Here is a 15,392-nt window from a genome sequence, read left to right on the forward strand (position 1 = left end):
CTTCTTGTTCGCGTCCAGCCCCGTCGTCGCCTTCGGCACCCCGGCCGCCACGCGGACGGACTGGGTGTCGATGATCACCAGGGACGGGTCCTCTAATCGTCTGGACCGCTCCCGTACCTGGCAGCGCAGGATCTCCTGGAGCCGCTGGTCAAAGCCGTCCTGGCGCCACAGGGTGAAGTAGTAGAACACCGCCGACCAGGCCGGGAGGTCGTGCGGCAGGAGCCGCCACTGACAGCCGGTCCGGTTCTGGTAGAGCAGCGCGTTCACGACCTCACGCAGGTCGCAGGAGCCCGGGCCCCCGGTCGCCGACCGAGCCACCCGCTCCTGCTTCCACGCCGTGACCAGCGGCTCGATCAACGCCCACTGCCCGTCGGACAAGTCGGTTGCGTACGGCATCCGTTCCATGCCCACGACCCCATCATGCACACGACATGAAGCGACGGCAGAACCGTCCCATCACCCACGAACGGGCGACACCACATCATCAGGAACGGGACTTAACGCCCTCTCAGTCCGAAAGGCGACGACGTTCACGTCGCCATGCTCGGCATCGCCCGGCTGCACCACCTCATCCCCACGGGATAACTCCCGCCCCATATGCTCAGTCGATACAGAACTCGTTGCCCTCGATGTCCAGCATCGGGATGCATGAATCATTGCCGTCATACAGCGTTCGCACGTGTATCGCGCCGAGCGGGACCAGTCGTGCGCATTCGGCCTCAAGTGCGGCGAGGCGCTCTTTACCCACGAGTCCGGTGCCGACCCGCACGTCAAGATGCAGCCGATTCTTGGCGGCCTTCCCCTCGGGGACGCGCTGGAAGTACAGGCGCGGGCCCACACCCGAGGGATCAATGCAGGCGAACCATGAATCCCGCTGCTCAGGTGGCTGCGAACGCTTGAAATCATCCCAAGTGGCAAAACCCTCCGGTGGCGGCGGTACGACGTACCCCAACACCTCGCACCAGAAACGAGCGAGACGTTCAGGTTCTGCGCAGTCAAAGGTGACTTGGAGCTTCTTGATCGCTGGCATCGGGGCACCGTACCAGGGGGACTCTGCCGCTCATTTCCCCAGACGGATCCGCTCGCAGCCCCGTCGCGCCCTGAGAACCTTGGGCATTAAGTGGCCAAACCGGACAGTTCATGAGAATGGCGTGACCCTGACGGCGGAGCCCACCGGCGGTCCCAGGATCCGGTCCTGACCAATCACCCTCATGCCAAAGGCCGGTTACGGGGCAGCCCTCAGCGGTCTGCCAGGAGGCGACCGTTCCTGTCGCGGCCGTCGACGAACGGCTGTGACCACTCATGCGGCGTGCTGCATGCACACCAGACCATACTTCGCGCGGCTCCCACGCCCACCCGAATCGGGCGGACACCTCCTCCATGAAGGACAACATGAAGGACAAGGAGCAGAGGGTGCGGGCCGCGACGATGTGCTCCGGCACAGAGTCCGCCGACAAGCCGCCCCAGGCCTCCTTCGCCAGACCCTCCTCCGGCATCGGTCGCTCCTCATGCGCTGCTACGCCTTGGGCGACGCGAGCACACGCCAGAGACCCCATACGGCCAGCAGGGAAGCCGCGCCCGCCGCACCGACGACCAGGCCGGGCGCTGACACCTCGCCCAACGCCCCGCCGCCAGCCGCGAACAGCCCTTGCAACGTCATGGTCCCGGTCAGCGCCAGCCCGAAGGCCTGGCCCCGGTTCGCCTCTGGCACCGCCTCCAGGAAGCGCCGGGCCAGCCCCAGTTGGTACGCGCCCCCGAACCCGGACACCGCGAGCAGAAGCGCCGCGGTGACCGGCCCGGGCGAGAACACGAACCCGAGCAGCGGCGCACCGAGCAACAGTGCCAGCGGCCCGGCCAGCCGTTCCCTTCGGCCCGGAGTGACCAGCCGGCCGATCGCGAGGTCGCCGGTGAGCATCCCGAGCGCCACGGCGGTGAACAGCAGCCCGGCCGAGTCCGGCATGCCGATCTGGACGGCGTACGGGACGAGCACGCCCTCAGCGCCGACCATGAGCGCGGGCGGCAGCCACTGGGCCAGCAGCAGCGAACGGATCGCCGGCCGGCGCAGCAGTTCGCGATTGACGCGCCAGGTCTCGCGTACCGCGTACCCTGCGGCCGTGCCGCGGCGCGGCCGCTCGGCCAGCCGCAGGCGCAGCAGGACGGCGGACAGCAGGCAGCTCGCCATGGTGATCCGGAGCGCGCCGTACGGACCGAGCGCCGCGATCAGCATCCCGCCCACGGCGAAGCCGAGCACCTGCGTGCCGCCGGCGGCCATGGAGAACACGGCCCGGCCGAGCACGTACCGGTCGCCGTCGAGCAGTTCGGGCAGCAGCGCGCTGCGCGCCGCGGAGGCGACCGCGCTGGGGACGCCGGTGACGAACACCAGCACCAGCATCGCGGTGGGAGAGAGCAGCCCGGCGGCGAGCACAGCGGCGACCGTGGCGCGGACCAGGTCGTAGCCGACCATCACGGCCCGCGGCGGCCACCGGTCGGCATACGCCAGCAGCAGCGTTCCACCGAGGGCGTAGGGCAGGAAGCCGGCGACGTAGGCGAGCGCGGCCAGCAGGGGCGAGCCGGTGCCTGCGTAGACGGTCACCGAGAGCGCGAGCATCTTCACCGTCTCGCCGCCGAGGAAGAGCGTGTAGCCGGTGAACAGCACGCGGAACTGGCGTACCGCGAACACCTCACGGTAGGTGGCCCGCGCCGGTGCGGCCTGGAGTGTCGTCATGCGGGCCAGTCTCGGGACGGTGCAGGCGGAGGCGTTAAGCTTTCGCGTGGAGGCGAAAGGTGCTTACCATCGAAGTCGGACCGGTCGACGTGGCGCACACCCGCTACGCGATCTCGCCGCTGGGTGAGGCAATGAACGCGTTGCGGGTCGCGGCGGGCAAGCAGCCGGCCGGGCTCCTGCGGCCCTGGGCGGAGCGCGTCGCGCCGCAGTACGCTCGGCTGCTCCGAGAGACGCCCGCGGTCGGGGCGCTGACAACGCTGTTCCGCCGTGGCGGCTACAACGCCGACTTCATCCAGCCTCCGCCTCCGGGCCCCGTCGCCGACTTCGCCGTCGAACTCGCCGCCGTGCGGGCGACCCCAGTGCGCCAGGTTCGCGCGGAGATCGCCCGCAACCTGGTCGGGCTGCGGTGGCTGGACCGTCCCGCTCCGCTGCGGGACGTGCCGGCCGCGGATCCGTGGACGTTCACTCTGGAGGGCGCCGGGACCCGCACGCTGACCGCCCGCGAAGCCGCTTTTGGGGATGCGGCTTCGCGGGGCCCTGGACGACCGGCCGGGCCGGGATCCAGGTCCGCCTCCGCTTCATGCCCCGTCACGACCACCGGATCGAGGTCTGTCACGCGGCCACCGGCCGCTACCCCGGTCCCGCGGACCGGGCCGACCAGGCCACCGACGAGCAGATCGGCGCCGTACGGCGGTCACGGGCAGCCCGGGCCGTCCTGGACGGTGCAGCTCACCTGCCGGGCGGTCCACGCTCCGTTGGGGGAACGCACCCGGAACCAGTGGTCGCCGTCGCTGCCGATGGCCACGATGGTGAGGTTCGAGGGGCTGTCCTGCAGATGGCCGATGAAGGATCCGGCTCTCCACAGTCGCACCGTCCAAGGCGTCCACGCCCTGCTGACCTGCGGCTGTTGAGGATGAGAGAGGTTCAGCAGGAGCGTGAATCACTGGTGTGATGTCACGCCGGACGAGTTGACGGGGCGGCGTCCTCAGGGCTGACGCCTGTTTGGTTCTTCCTCGCAGGTGATCTCGTCACGCGGGGTGTAGCGCGTGCGGAACGGCTCCCGCCTCACTTCCCGGCCGCCGTCGCTGAAGACCCGCTCGACGGTGACGTCGAAGCCCTCGAGCGGGGTCTGCGGCACGCACTTCGCAGCGGTGCTCACCCTCTTCACCGACTGCTGCACGTTGGTGCGCGGCCCCTTGACGGACGTGATCTCGTCGTACTTCTTCGTGCCGAGGAAGGTGACGGTCACCGAGGTGTCGGTTGACTCGGCCTGGACGTAGAGGGCCTTGCCGGAGTCGTTGGTGAACCTCAGATCGAGGCTGCCCCAGGCGACCGTCGCCTCACGTCCCTCGGGGTAGCGCTCGATGTAGAAGGAGTGGGCGCCGTACTCGACGGGCTTGACGCCGGCGAAGAACATCGCGTTGAAGACGGTCGTGGCCACCGCGGAGACACCGCCGCCGGGAGCCTTGGCGTACTGGTCGTCGAGGATCATGATGCCCTCGACGAAGCCGTTGGCCTCGGTGCGCTCGCCGACGGTCCGGTTGAAGCTCCAGGTCTCGTTCGGCATGACGACGGAACCGTTGATGAGTTCCACGGCCCGCCCGATGTTCGTCGTGCGGTAGGCGGCCGGTTCGAAGTTGACGGTGAAGGAAGACATTTTCTCGGTCAGCCCCAGACGTGCCGCGTTCTCACGGGTGACCTCCGGCTGGATCTGCCGCGTGGTCACCTTGCCGGTGCGGGTGGCGCCCGACTTGGTGAGCAGGGGCAGGACAGCCTTGCTCAGGGCCTTGTCGGTGACCTCTGTGCCGCGTCTGGCGTCGGCGGCCACCACGACCTTGTCGCCCTCGAGCCCCAGCCGCGCGTTCCGGGGTGTGGCGGGGAGGCCGTTCAGGACGCCGGTCACTGCGGGGGCGGCGCGCAGACCCTTGCTGTCGAGTTTCGGGGTGAGTCTGCCGGCGTCGTCCGGCCGCATGGTCAGGTACTCGCCCAGCACGGTCGGGGTGATCGTCAACCGCTTGCCGTCCGCAGTGAGCGTGACCGGTGCCGACATCGCCGGCTGTGCGAACTCGCGCACCGCCCGTCGCACCTCTTCCGCCGTGACTCTCGGCTTGGTCGCGCGTGCGGGCAGCACCGTGACCGAGTCGGCCGCGCCGCGCAGGAAGGGGGCGCGCAGAGCGCCGATCGCGGCGTCCACGTCCAGCGCGTACCCGGTGCGCGGGGCGATCTGCTCGACACGGCCTTCGGCGAAGGAGACGGCGCCGTCGCGGACCTTCTCGTCGAGAGTCTCCGCCAGCTTCCCGACGGCGGCACGGGCCTTGTCCTCGTCGATCCGCACGACCGGCTCGAGCTCACCGCCCGAGTGGAACAGCCCGCCGATCACGCTGACCGGATCGGCGCCGGTGGACGCCGCCCGGTCAACGGTTTCCCGGATGTCGAAGGTGAACCCCGCCTGCCGCGGATCGACCGCGCCCCTGCGGTCACCGACCCGCACGGCCAGCTTCCGCGGGCCGGCCGCCACCAGGTGCTGCTCCAGCTTCCGGGCGGCTTCCTCGTGGGTCAGGCCCCCGATATCCACGCCGCGCACCGTCGTGCCCGCCTCGATCTCACCACCGGTGAGCAGCAGCGCGGCGAGATACAGGCCACCTATGCCGACGGTCAACGCACCGCCCGCCAGAGCGACGGGCGGGAGGGAAGCTATGTGAGGGACGGAGGGTACTCGGGGACGCACAGGTCTCCTGAACGATCGATGGAACGTGCGCCCAGTGCCGCGGCACTGTGGGCGAGAGCAGTCGGTCAGGCTACCCACAACCGGGTGTCAAAGCGTATATCTCAGGTCACACCGGGCGTTCCGGATCGGCGGCCCGGGTGATGAGCGCAACGGCACCCGACATGCTCAGCGTCCGGATCACCCAGTGGGAGTACCTGTCCCAGGAGCTGGGCTCCGGCTCGGGCGCGACCTGCCGGCGGCGTCTGACCGCCTGGAACGAGGCGGGCGTCCGGGGCCGACTGCACGCGCTCCCGCTGAAGCAGGTGCGGTCGAAGAACCAGCTCGACCGGTCGAAGGCGGTGACCGACTCCCCTCACGTCCGGACCGCTCGTCGCGGCCCCGAAGCGGACCCGGCCCGGTCGACCGCGCACGACCGGGCAGCGAACACCACGTCCACCACGTCCTCACCGACGGCCAGGGCGTTCCGCTCGCAGCGTCCCTGACCGGCGGCACCCATGGGCGATGTCACCCAGCTCCTGCCCCTGCCCGACGAGGTCGCGGCCGTGGCCGGGGCCGTCGGCCGGCCGCGTCGACGGTCCGACATGCTCCTCGTCGACCCCGTCTACGATCCCCGTCTACGATCACGACAAGTACCGTCGGCTCCTGCGGGAGCGCGGCGCCCGGCCGGCGATCGCCGAACGGGGACCACCGCACGGCTCCGGCCCGGACACCTTCCGCTGGGTCGTCGAACGCACCATCTCCTGACTGCACGGTTCTCGCCGACCGCGCATCCGCCGGGAACGACGTCGTGGGATGTGGCGCATGCCTCTGCGGACCGCTTCGACGAGGTGGTCGCGGTCGATGAGGACGACGTCGGCGGTGGGGCTGCCGCGGGCAGCTCCTCCAAGGTGATCAGCCCGAAGATCGTCTCGCCCGGTCAGCCGGCATGACAGGGCCGGGGACGGCCTCGTCCTACCAGATCAGGCACCAGTAATGGCCGTGGTGGCCGATGCCGATACGGCCGCCTTGCGGAACCAGGCTCGGGTCCGGCCGCCCCACGGCCGCCATTGAGCACGCTGGGTCACCGACCGTCCCCGCCGCGGCCATCCGCCGAGCGGCGGCCACTGCCGTCGCGGACGTGTACCACGTGGTTGTCGCCGGCTTGATGCCGCCGCGCGTCGGTGTCGGCGTCATCGGCTCGGGCGGGGGAGTGGGGGCGGAGGAAGGCGGTGCGGGCGTCGACGGCCTCGACGGCCGTACCGGTGCCGGTGTCGCCACGGTCCGAGGGGGCCGGGCCGAGGGTTTGGGTGCCGCAGGCCGGGTGTGTGCCGGGGTCGCTTCCCGCGTCCGGCCGGCAGACGCGTCCGCCGTTGCCGTCGCTCTCGCCGTCGTCCGGTGGGGCGTCGGCTGGTGGGCGGACGGCTGGTGGGCGGACGGCTGGTGGGCGGACGGCTGCCGCTGTCCGGTCCCGTCCGCCGGTGTCGACCGCTCGTCGGGTGGTGTGGCCGGACGGGTACGGCCCGCCCCCGTCGGAGCGGTCGAGCGTGAGCCCGCGGGCGTCGAACCGGTCGAGCGCGGCTCCGACGCTGTCGGCGGTGGCGTGCTCGGCGTCTCTGGCCTGGGCGTCCAGGTCGGCAGGGGGCCCAGCGTCGGCAGGGACAAGTCGGCCGAGGACGAAGGCTCCGGACGAGGCGTGTCGCCGTCCTGCGTCACCAAGGCCCATACGCCGACACCGCCGAGGGCGAGCATGACGGCACCGCCCGCGATCCACGGAGCCCGTCGGGGCGGGCGTCGGTGACGGTTCATGGTTCTTACTGTCCTATGGGTCCGGGCAGGACGCTCGTCGCCCGGTGAGCTTCGAAGGCCGAACCGCCTCACTGATCGTTTCGGAATGAGGTTCGGAGGCGTCTCAAGCAGATGATGCTGCACGCGAGTTGAAGCAGGCCGAGGTGGAGAGCGGCGCTTGTCCGGTAGCGGGTGCGGAGACGCTTGAACTGGTGGAGGCGGGCGAAGGTCCGCTCGACGACCCAGCGGGTCCTGCCCGGGCCGGAGCCGTGTGGGGCGCCGCGGCCGGGATCCCGGGTGTGATGCCGAGGGCCCTGAGGATGCGGCGGTGTTTGCCGAAGCCGTAGCCGCGGTCGGCGAACACGCGTCGGGAGCGGTTGCGGAGTCGGCCGATCGGCCCACGCACTGGTGGGATCGCGTACAGGAGCGGGACGAGCCGGGCGATGTCGTGGCGGTTTCCGCTGGTCAGGGTGATGACGAGGGAGTCCCGTATCGATCGGTGACGGGGCGAGACGGGGCGAGACGGGGCGAGACGGGGCGAAGGCGGGGTCGGACGACGGCCGCGGCCTGCCTCTGGTCATCGTCGTCACCCGGGCAACGTCAACGACCCCACCGCGTTCGACACAGTGCTGGACGCGGGGCGAGTGCCCGGCCCGTCCGCAGGTCACCCCCGTCGCGAACCCGAGACGGTCATCGCCGACAAGGCGTATTCGCCACGGGCCGTCCGGACGGGCTTGCGACGTCGCGGCATCCGAGCGGTCATCCCTGAACGGGCCGGTCAGATCGCCGATCGGCAACGCCGAGGATCGGTCGGCGGGCGGCGCCCGGCTTCGATGCGGAGCGGTACAAGGCCGGCAAGGTGGTCGAACGGCGCTTCAGCAGGCTCAAGCGGTTCCGGGCCGTGGCCCCCGTTTCGACGGGTTGGCTGTTCGCCACCTCTCCGGCCTCCGACTCGCCTCGCTCGTCCTCTGGCTCCGTGAACCGTGATCGTTTCGTCAGGCACGACCCAGCGGGCTCGATGCTGCGTAGGCCGGAGCGGCCGGTGACGCGTTCAGCCGCGCGGCTCCCACGACCTGCGGCAACGACTTCGGCTGCTCTCCCGCTGTGCGGGAGAGCAGCCGAAGCCTGCGCGTGTGAGTGCAGCCGGCCGCCACGAACAGCGCACCGCTAGGCAGTTTCGTTTGGATCAGCAGGGGGTGATGGCGGTCGTTCCGGGTGGCACTCTGGGGCGATGAGACCTTGGAACACCTCCACCGAGGACGACCTGCGGCATCTGCTCAACGAGTGGGATCCGGTGGGCGTCGCTGACGATGTGCAGGGCGAGTACGACTGCATGCTCGTCCCTCTCCTCCAGCGGCTCGGTTCCGGCGCCGGCCGGACCGGGATCGGTGAATTCCTGCGGCACGAGCTGGAAGATCACTTCGGTCTCGACCCTCTGGGCTTGCGGCCGGAAGCAATGGCCGACCGGGTGATGGGCTGGTGGACATCGACCGACCCGGTTGATGGTGTGGCCAGCACATAGCCGCTCCTTTCCGACCGTCCGGTCGTCGGTCCGGGTGTGTCGTTGACCGATGCGCAGTGGGCGCGGATCGAGCCGTTGCTTCCGGACCGGGCGCCGGGACGGGGTGGCCGCCGGCGGGACCATCGTGAGGTGATCGACGCGATCGCCTTCAAGTTCCGGACCGGCGCCCAGTGGGTGCACCTTCCGGAGAAGTACGGCACCTGGCCGGAGGGCGGCAACCGGCTGCGGATGTGGGCCGTCGACGGCCCGTGGGAGCGGGTGTTCACCACGTGTCAGCGGTCGTTGTGCAGGACGAGGTTGAGCTTCGCCCAGTCCTTGCCGCCGTTCTCCTCGTTGCGGAGCGTGATCTCGCCGACCGTCGAGGTCTGTCCCGCGGGGACGTAGCGGTTGAAGTCGTAATGGGCGTCGAGGTCGGTGTTGGTGTCGTTCGTGCCCTCGTAGAACCGCAGAGTCACATAGATCATGACTCCGCCGGTGGCGTCCGTCTCCGCGGATACGTGCTTCTCCACACGGATCTCGCCCCCGCACGTGGTCTCCCACCACACCGACGGCGTGCGGACCTCGTTCACCCAGCCCTCGGAGGCGACGTTGCCGTTGCAGCGCGTAGCGGCGAAGATGCCCTCGTCGTCGCGGATCGTGTAGGTCCCGGTCAGGGCGATGTTCCGCCACACGGAAGCCGTGACCGCGGTGCCCGTTGCGGACGGGACCGCGACAGCGGCCGGAGCCCCCGCCACCGTCAGACCGGCGGCGGCTGCAACCAGGATCCCGACGGCTTTCCTTCGTATGGACATTTCTTCCCCCTTGTTGTCGTCACGGGTGTGCCGGTGGCGGCATACCGCCACCGGCCAGGTAAAGAGTGCTACGGCCGGCCGGCAGATCCCCTCCCAGATAAGTGGGGTTTCTCGCCGCTGCCGTCCGACACCGCGCGGCCGTCACCGGAAACGGCGACGACCCCCTGGTGGGCAGGGAGCCGTCTGCAGAAAGGACCGAGCGTTCCGACGAAGGGGAAGGGCGTCGACCGTGAAGGACACCCAGGTGTCTTCCCCAGCCCCATGGCTGGGACACCAGCGTGTCATCTGCGCCTCCTCTGCCCTGCGGTGGCGGGCATGGGGGTTCGCGTGCTGTCGGTGGACTATATGACGGTCCTGCAGTACACGCCGTGTCCGTGATCACGAGCTCGGCGGGCCAGGGCGCGGAACTCGACGATCGCGGCTTGGACGTCATGGACGTCGGTGAAGTTGGCTTCGGGGATGTCGCCCCATCGACGGGCGAGCAGTGGCAGCTGTTCGTCCCGGATGTCGGCGAGCGTCGCGATCGACTCGTCGGGCAGTTGTTGAAGGAACAGGCCGCTCTCCCAGGGAGACGTCTGTCCTGGCCTCACCTCTCCTTGCGGCCACAACCTCTCGTCCGGCCATACAAGCGCGGGTGCGGCGGCACGGGCGGCGAAGGGGATTTCTTTGACGAAGGCTATGAGCTGCCCCAGCACGATGTACGGATCGAGGCCCTTGGCGTCGAACCAATCGACGCCGTGATCGTCGAGCGAGGTCCCGGAATGCCGATCGATGTCCCCGCCTGGACCGACGGCGACTTCGATCGCGTCACTGGCGCCCGGTGCCCGGAAGTAGTCGTGCAGTATGCCCATGGTCCGAAGCGTAGTGACTGTCTCTCACACCCGATCGAAGCAGGGGTGACCGAATCCCTCTCGGCATGGCGGCGACCGCCGGCAGGTTCGCCGAAGACGACCTGATGTCGATCGTCCAGCACCGCCGGCACGGCTCTCGCCCCGCCGACCTGGTCGTCGCCGACGGAGCCCACTCCGTCCAGCCCGGCACCTCGGCCTGGGCCGACTTCGGCCGCAAGCCCGCCTGATCTCCCGGTTCCGGGCCTTCACCAACCCCCACAGAGTCGGCTGCTGCCCGCCCTGGCGGCGGCCCTCAGGCCCGGCGGACGGCTGTACTTCACCGTGCTGCACACCAACTCGTCCGGCGACGGCCCTTCTTCGCAGGTGAAGTCCCGCCCGGAGATCCTGCGCCTGGCCGGCGGCGGCGAACTGACCGGGCACATGTGGGTGCTCACCACAAAGCTGTGGACGGACCTGCTCGCGCAGCAAGGGCTGCGCACCGAGGAGGTCACCGTGCTGGACGCGCCCGAGGAGGGCAACCACGCCTCCTACCGGCTCTTCCAGGTCCGCAGGCCGGCCCGGATCACCTCTCGTCCCCGTACGGCCCAGCCGCCCGTCGCACACGCGACGGTCGGGGTCGGCGCGGTGCTGGTGGGACCGGACGGTCTGCTGCTCGGCCGCCACCGGCGGGGGACCGTCGAGCTCCCCGGCGGCACGGTGGAGCCGGGCGAGTCGCTTCAGGAGACGGTCGTGCGCGAACTGGCCGAGGAGACCGGTCTGCACGCGGACCCGGCCGACGTGCGTGTGCTGGGCATGCTCCTGGACCAGGTCGGCGGCGTCGTCCGCATCACGTTCGGCGCGCTCGTCACGCGGTGGCGCGGCGAGCCCGCCGACCAGCCGGGCGAACGGATCGGCGACTGGGGATGGTGGCCGCTGGACGCGCTGCCGTCGGGCCTGTTCGAGTGCAGCGCCCAGATCCTCACCGCCTGGCGCCCCGACCTGCCCATCGACCATCCGCCCGCCCGCTTCACCCCCTTCGCCGAGCCGCACGGCGCCGGTCGGGACACCGCCGGTCAGGTCGGGACGTAGTCGCCCGGTACGCAGCCGTCGACGAGCGCGTTCTCCGTTCGGTCCGCTGATGCCGGCCGATCCGGTCCGCGGACGCCGATGGGCCGGTCACCGCCGCACGCTCGATGCCATCGCGTGGAGGTACCGCACCAACTCTCCCTGGCGGGACCTCTCCGACCAGTTCGGATTCCGCAGCCCGTGAGCCAGGTCGAAAACCGCCTGCGGCACGGTTCCGCCGGAGGCCGCCCGCCCGGCTTCGATGCCGAGGCACCCAAGCAGCGCGACGCCGTCGAACGGTGCATCAACCGCCTCAAGCAATGGCGCGGCCTGGCCATGCGAACGGACAAGCTCGCCATCGCCTACCAGGCCGCGCTCCGTCTTGCCGCCATCCTCGTCCGGGCGCGACGCTGCCGACCAAGAAGAGAGGGCTCTCAGTCGTAGAAGAACAGCTCAAGATCCTCGACGTTGCCTGGCCCGGTCAGGAAGCTCTCGGCCGGGCAACGTCGTCCTCTGGTGGCAACCGGCCCTTGCGAAGCTGTTTCATCCACATCTCGCCCTGCTCGCCGATCGCACGGATTCCGGACAGCAGCTCGGCCATGCCCGCGGGGCGCGTCGGTCCGTGTCCGACGACGGAGCAGAGTTCCCACCCGCCTGCCCGGGCGGCCAGCCGGAGCACACCGGCCCAGTTGGAGATCCGCTGTTGTGGTCTGGCAGGGGTGGGCGTCGGTCACACCACGTTCACCGGGTGTCGTATGACGGCGTTGAAGAGGTAGCCGTGGGTGTTGGGCACCGCGGTCTCCGGCTGCGTGCGGCCGGCCGTGTCGGTGGCACGGGCGAGGAGGTGGGTGGTGCCGGGTGTGTCCGGCCGCCAGGTGTGGGACCAGCGGGTCCAGGTGCCGGCGCGGGGTCGGTCGTGGAGGCGGGCGGGCTGCCAGGTCGTTCCGCCGTCGGTGCTGATGTCGACGTGGGTGACGGCGCCCGCGCCCGACCACGACCGTCCGTGCACCACATGTGTGCGCCCGGCCGTGAAGGTGGCTCCGTCGGCGAGTTCGAAGGCGCTCTTGATGGTCTGACGAGTGATCGGCGCGCTGCCGTTTTCGGGGTGGGAGGGGCCGAAGAGGCGGTAGAAGGTGGTGTTCCAGGGGGAGTAGAGCGGCTGTGCGGACACCTCGATGTCGCCGACCCACTTGATCGATGCGATTCCCACCCAGGAGGGGACCAGGACGCGTACCGGGTATCCGTGGTCGTGGGGGAGTGGTTCGCCGTTCATCTCGTAGGCGAGGAGGACGTCGTCGAGGGCTTTGGCCAGGGGGAGGGGGCGGCGGACTCGGCCCAGGTTCTCGCCGCCGCTGAGGTACTCGGCGTCCAGGCCGCGTGGTTGCACGTCCACCGCGTGCGGGGACAGCCCGGCCCTGCGCAGTACGTCGGCCAGGCGCACGCCCCGCCATCGTGCGACGCCGATCGCTCCCAGGGTCCATGGGGTGCCGGCGACGGTGTCGCCCTGCTGGGTGGTGTAGGAGGAGCGGGCGTTTCCGGCGCATTCGACGAAGGCCGTGCGGGTGACGGCCGGCAGGGCTCGCAGGTCGTCGTAGCCGAACTCCACCGGTTTGGCCTCGCTGGGGGTGTGGCGCAGTCCGCTGCCCCACAGTCGCAGCCGCCAGTCGTCGGCTGACAGCAGGGGGGTGGCGGTGTGGTTGCGGACGAAGAACAGGTCGTTGGGGGTGTGGTGGCCGGTTTTGTGCAGGGCTTCCCAGCGGGTCTCGGCGTTGGTGCCGCGCTGGATGAACCATTCGGGCGGCAGCGGTTTGACGATCGGCGTATCGGCGGCGCGGGCGGTCCGCGGGGCGCCGAGTGCGGTTCCGGCGGCGGTGGCGGCGAGCAGGGTGAGCAGCCGGCGGCGGGTGACCCCGTCGGCTCTTGCCTCGCCGTCGAGCCACTGGCGCAGCCTTCGGCGGTCGTAACCGGTTTCGTGGTGGTGGCCGGCGGGGGTGGGAGAAGGCATGGCGGTTCCTCGTCATGGTGGGCGAAGGAGCACGACAGGGGCGGTGCGGTGCGGGGCGCGGGCTTGTGCCGGGACGGCTTGTTCCTGTGCAACTGGCTGGCGCGGCAGGGGGGTTGACGAAGACGTCGAGGGAGCGCGTGGTCAGCCGGTGGTGCGACACAGCGCGGCGGCGACGCGGACGAGGTCCACGGCGCGGCGGCGGGTCAAAGGCTCCGGCTGCGGTAACGGCATGGCGGGATGCAAGCATGTGGGGCCCAGGGTGTCAACGGAGCTTGCGTGCGGGCACGTTGGGAGCCGTGTCCGCCTGGCCGGTGGCGCGCGCGTAGGAGGGGGTGGTGGGGCTGTGTGCCGGCAGTCGGGTCGGTGCGGGCGTCATGGCCCGTCCTTCGCCTTCGAACCCGTTGCGCAGGCACGGCATGGCCGCCGCCCTGCCCTCCACGGCCTGCGGGATCGCGCTGGTCCACCTGCCCGGCGGTCTGCCCGGCCCTGGACGCTTCACGGTCACACGGGGGCCGTTGCCCGTCTCCGGTTCGGGGTACGTCGTCGTCCGCGACCGGTACTTCCTGGTGTTTCCCGGGCTGCGCACGCTGATCGGTGGTCAGGCCGTCGGTGTTGTGCTGTCCCGTGCGCGTACGGGTGACACCCTGTTCGGGTCCCGAGGTTGAATGCTTCCCGCTGGGTAGTGTCCTGCCCGATTCGGTGGCTCACCTGTCGTCCTGGCCGGTGGCCCACGGTGTCTTGATCTGTGTGGCGCAATTCCGTGTCGGTGACACCGTGTTCGTCACGGGGGCGGTGGGGCGGTGGGAACGCTGGTAGAGGCCGTCGCGCGGCTGCTGGGCGCCGGAGGGCGTCGAGGGCACCTGTTCGCCGGACACGGGCTGCGTGACTGCGTGCCGAACTGGGCTGCGGCGCGGTCGTGGTGGCGGGACCCGGGCCGATCGCCGGGCAGCCGGGCAGCCGGGCAGCCGGGCGGAGCGTGACCAAAGCCGCTCGGAGGGGAGTTGATTTCAGCGCACACCCCACCGTCGTCCTGGCGCAGTCCGGTCAGCCGGTGACCGTGCAGGATGCGCACATCCAGTTCCTCCCCATGCCTCGATCTTGCGGGGGCGGCCGTGTTGGGTTTCTGTTTCTGGTGGTGTGTGGTGGGTTTGGAGGGGTGGTTGTCAGTGGGTGTGGGGTTTTTGGGTGCGGGGGCGTTTGAGTTCGTAGAAGTGGGGGGTGGTGGTGAGGTGGTGGATGGTGTTGAAGAGGTGGAGGGCGGTTTTGCCGCGGGGGGTGGGGGTGAGGACGGGGCCGAAGAAGGCGTGGTTGTTGATGGCGATGAGGGGGGTGCCGAGGTCCTGGCCGATGTGCTGGATGGCGTTTTGGTGGGAGGCGTGCAGGGCGGTGTCGTGGTCGGTGGTGGTGGCGGTGGTGGCGAGGTGGGGGTCGAGGCCGGTGGCGTGGAGGGCTTTTTGCAGGGGGGTGGGGTCGTGGGGGGCGGCGTTGTGGTGGTGGTAGTGGTGGCCGAGTTCGGTGTAGAGGGGGCCCAGGACGTCGGGGCCGTAGCGTTGTTCGGCGGCGATGCAGACGCGGGCGGGTCCGTAGCTCATTTTTTCGCGGTATTTGCGGGGGATGTCGCGGCCTTCGTTGAGGAGGGCGAGGCTCAGGACGTGCCAGCGGAGGGTGAGGGGGCGTTGTTGGTGGACTTCGTGGATCCAGCGGGAGGTGATCCAGGCCCAGGGGCAGAGAGGGTCGAACCAGAAGTCGACGGTGACAGGGTCGGGTGGGGACACGTCTGTGGGCACGTCGGTCTCCGTGGGTGTGTGCGTGTCGGTGGGGTGTGGGGTGTGGGGTGTGCTGGGGCTGGGTTTGCTGGTGGGGTGCTGGTGGTGTGGGGGTGGTGTGTGGGGGTGTGGGTTATGTCTGTGGGTTATGTCTGTGGGGTGGGGGTGGGGAGTTGGGTGAGGATGTGTTCGGTGG

Annotated in this window: 16 protein-coding genes and 4 pseudogenes; 10 read left to right on the top strand and 10 right to left on the bottom strand. The window is 70.1% G+C overall.

Annotated features, from left to right (window positions below):
- The 5 genes from AB0N31_RS35125 to AB0N31_RS35145 all read right to left on the bottom strand — a co-directional run.
- On the bottom strand, positions 1-405 hold a 405-nt coding region (locus tag AB0N31_RS35125), incomplete at its 3' end, for a transposase (RefSeq protein ID WP_366062604.1).
- A 196-nt stretch (positions 406-601) separates the two neighbouring features.
- Positions 602-1,030 (bottom strand): VOC family protein, encoded by a 429-nt coding sequence (locus AB0N31_RS35130; RefSeq protein ID WP_366062588.1) that lies wholly within the window; start codon positions 1,028-1,030, stop codon positions 602-604.
- 486 nt (positions 1,031-1,516) lie between these two features.
- Positions 1,517-2,725, bottom strand: coding sequence for an MFS transporter (locus AB0N31_RS35135; RefSeq protein ID WP_366062589.1), 1,209 nt, complete (start codon positions 2,723-2,725; stop codon positions 1,517-1,519).
- Positions 2,726-3,419: 694 nt separating this feature from the next.
- Positions 3,420-3,596, bottom strand: coding sequence for a hypothetical protein (locus AB0N31_RS35140; RefSeq protein WP_366062590.1), 177 nt, complete (start codon positions 3,594-3,596; stop codon positions 3,420-3,422).
- Between the two features lie 114 nt (positions 3,597-3,710).
- Positions 3,711-5,453, bottom strand: a complete 1,743-nt coding sequence (locus tag AB0N31_RS35145) for a VanW family protein (protein ID WP_366062591.1) — start codon at positions 5,451-5,453, stop codon at positions 3,711-3,713.
- Positions 5,454-5,593: 140 nt separating this feature from the next.
- Between AB0N31_RS35145 and AB0N31_RS35150 the strand changes: the two genes are divergently transcribed.
- The 3 genes from AB0N31_RS35150 to AB0N31_RS35160 all read left to right on the top strand — a co-directional run bounded on the left by AB0N31_RS35150 (position 5,594) and on the right by AB0N31_RS35160 (position 7,230).
- Positions 5,594-5,935, top strand: a complete 342-nt coding sequence (locus tag AB0N31_RS35150) for a hypothetical protein (RefSeq protein WP_366062592.1) — start codon at positions 5,594-5,596, stop codon at positions 5,933-5,935.
- A gap of 312 nt (positions 5,936-6,247) precedes the next feature.
- Positions 6,248-6,382 carry a hypothetical protein gene (locus AB0N31_RS35155; RefSeq protein ID WP_366062593.1) on the top strand — a complete coding sequence of 45 codons (135 nt, stop codon included), beginning with the start codon at positions 6,248-6,250 and terminating at the stop codon, positions 6,380-6,382.
- A gap of 188 nt (positions 6,383-6,570) precedes the next feature.
- On the top strand, positions 6,571-7,230 hold the full coding sequence (locus AB0N31_RS35160) for a hypothetical protein (RefSeq protein WP_366062594.1): 660 nt from the start codon (positions 6,571-6,573) through the stop codon (positions 7,228-7,230).
- A gap of 76 nt (positions 7,231-7,306) precedes the next feature.
- On the opposite strand, the pseudogene AB0N31_RS35165 reads toward AB0N31_RS35160, so the two are convergent.
- Positions 7,307-7,761 (bottom strand): annotated as a pseudogene (locus AB0N31_RS35165) (transposase); the annotation flags it as partial.
- 11 nt (positions 7,762-7,772) lie between these two features.
- Between AB0N31_RS35165 and AB0N31_RS35170 the strand changes: the two are divergent.
- From AB0N31_RS35170 to AB0N31_RS35180, 3 genes and pseudogenes are all read left to right on the top strand, one after another.
- Positions 7,773-8,204 (top strand): annotated as a pseudogene (locus AB0N31_RS35170) (transposase); the annotation flags it as partial.
- Between the two features lie 244 nt (positions 8,205-8,448).
- Positions 8,449-8,739 carry a hypothetical protein gene (locus tag AB0N31_RS35175; RefSeq protein ID WP_366062595.1) on the top strand — a complete coding sequence of 97 codons (291 nt, stop codon included), beginning with the start codon at positions 8,449-8,451 and terminating at the stop codon, positions 8,737-8,739.
- 39 nt (positions 8,740-8,778) lie between these two features.
- Positions 8,779-9,123, top strand: a pseudogene (locus tag AB0N31_RS35180) (transposase); the annotation flags it as partial.
- Here AB0N31_RS35180 and AB0N31_RS35185 read toward each other — a convergent pair.
- Both AB0N31_RS35185 and AB0N31_RS35190 read right to left on the bottom strand, forming a co-directional pair.
- Entirely contained in the window at positions 9,012-9,530 is a 519-nt protein-coding gene (locus AB0N31_RS35185) for a hypothetical protein (RefSeq protein ID WP_366062596.1), read from the bottom strand. The pseudogene AB0N31_RS35180 and the gene AB0N31_RS35185 sit on opposite strands and share 112 nt — an antisense overlap.
- Before the next feature lie 341 nt (positions 9,531-9,871).
- The gene (locus AB0N31_RS35190) at positions 9,872-10,381 is read right to left on the bottom strand and encodes a hypothetical protein (protein WP_366062597.1); all 510 of its coding nucleotides are present in this window, start codon (positions 10,379-10,381) and stop codon (positions 9,872-9,874) included.
- A gap of 65 nt (positions 10,382-10,446) precedes the next feature.
- On the opposite strand from AB0N31_RS35190, the gene AB0N31_RS35195 reads away from it, so the two are divergent.
- The 3 genes and pseudogenes from AB0N31_RS35195 to AB0N31_RS35205 all read left to right on the top strand — a co-directional run.
- Positions 10,447-10,608, top strand: a complete 162-nt coding sequence (locus AB0N31_RS35195; protein WP_366062598.1) for a hypothetical protein — start codon at positions 10,447-10,449, stop codon at positions 10,606-10,608.
- A 94-nt stretch (positions 10,609-10,702) separates the two neighbouring features.
- A complete protein-coding gene (locus AB0N31_RS35200; protein ID WP_366062599.1) occupies positions 10,703-11,449 on the top strand; it encodes an NUDIX hydrolase in 747 nt (248 codons plus the stop codon).
- 153 nt (positions 11,450-11,602) lie between these two features.
- Positions 11,603-11,869, top strand: a pseudogene (locus tag AB0N31_RS35205) (hypothetical protein); the annotation flags it as partial.
- A 286-nt stretch (positions 11,870-12,155) separates the two neighbouring features.
- On the opposite strand, the gene AB0N31_RS35210 reads toward AB0N31_RS35205, so the two are convergent.
- Positions 12,156-13,430, bottom strand: coding sequence for a sulfite oxidase (locus tag AB0N31_RS35210; protein ID WP_366062600.1), 1,275 nt, complete (start codon positions 13,428-13,430; stop codon positions 12,156-12,158).
- Between the two features lie 374 nt (positions 13,431-13,804).
- On the opposite strand from AB0N31_RS35210, the gene AB0N31_RS35215 reads away from it, so the two are divergent.
- The gene (locus AB0N31_RS35215) at positions 13,805-14,095 is read left to right on the top strand and encodes a hypothetical protein (protein ID WP_366062602.1); all 291 of its coding nucleotides are present in this window, start codon (positions 13,805-13,807) and stop codon (positions 14,093-14,095) included.
- A gap of 498 nt (positions 14,096-14,593) precedes the next feature.
- Here AB0N31_RS35215 and AB0N31_RS35220 read toward each other — a convergent pair whose 3' ends face one another.
- Positions 14,594-15,217, bottom strand: a complete 624-nt coding sequence (locus tag AB0N31_RS35220) for a DsbA family protein (protein WP_366062603.1) — start codon at positions 15,215-15,217, stop codon at positions 14,594-14,596.
- Positions 15,218-15,392 lie beyond the last annotated feature (175 nt).

It is taken from the genome of Streptomyces sp. NPDC051051 (assembly GCF_040682975.1).
In the GTDB taxonomy this organism is placed as follows: domain Bacteria; phylum Actinomycetota; class Actinomycetes; order Streptomycetales; family Streptomycetaceae; genus Streptomyces.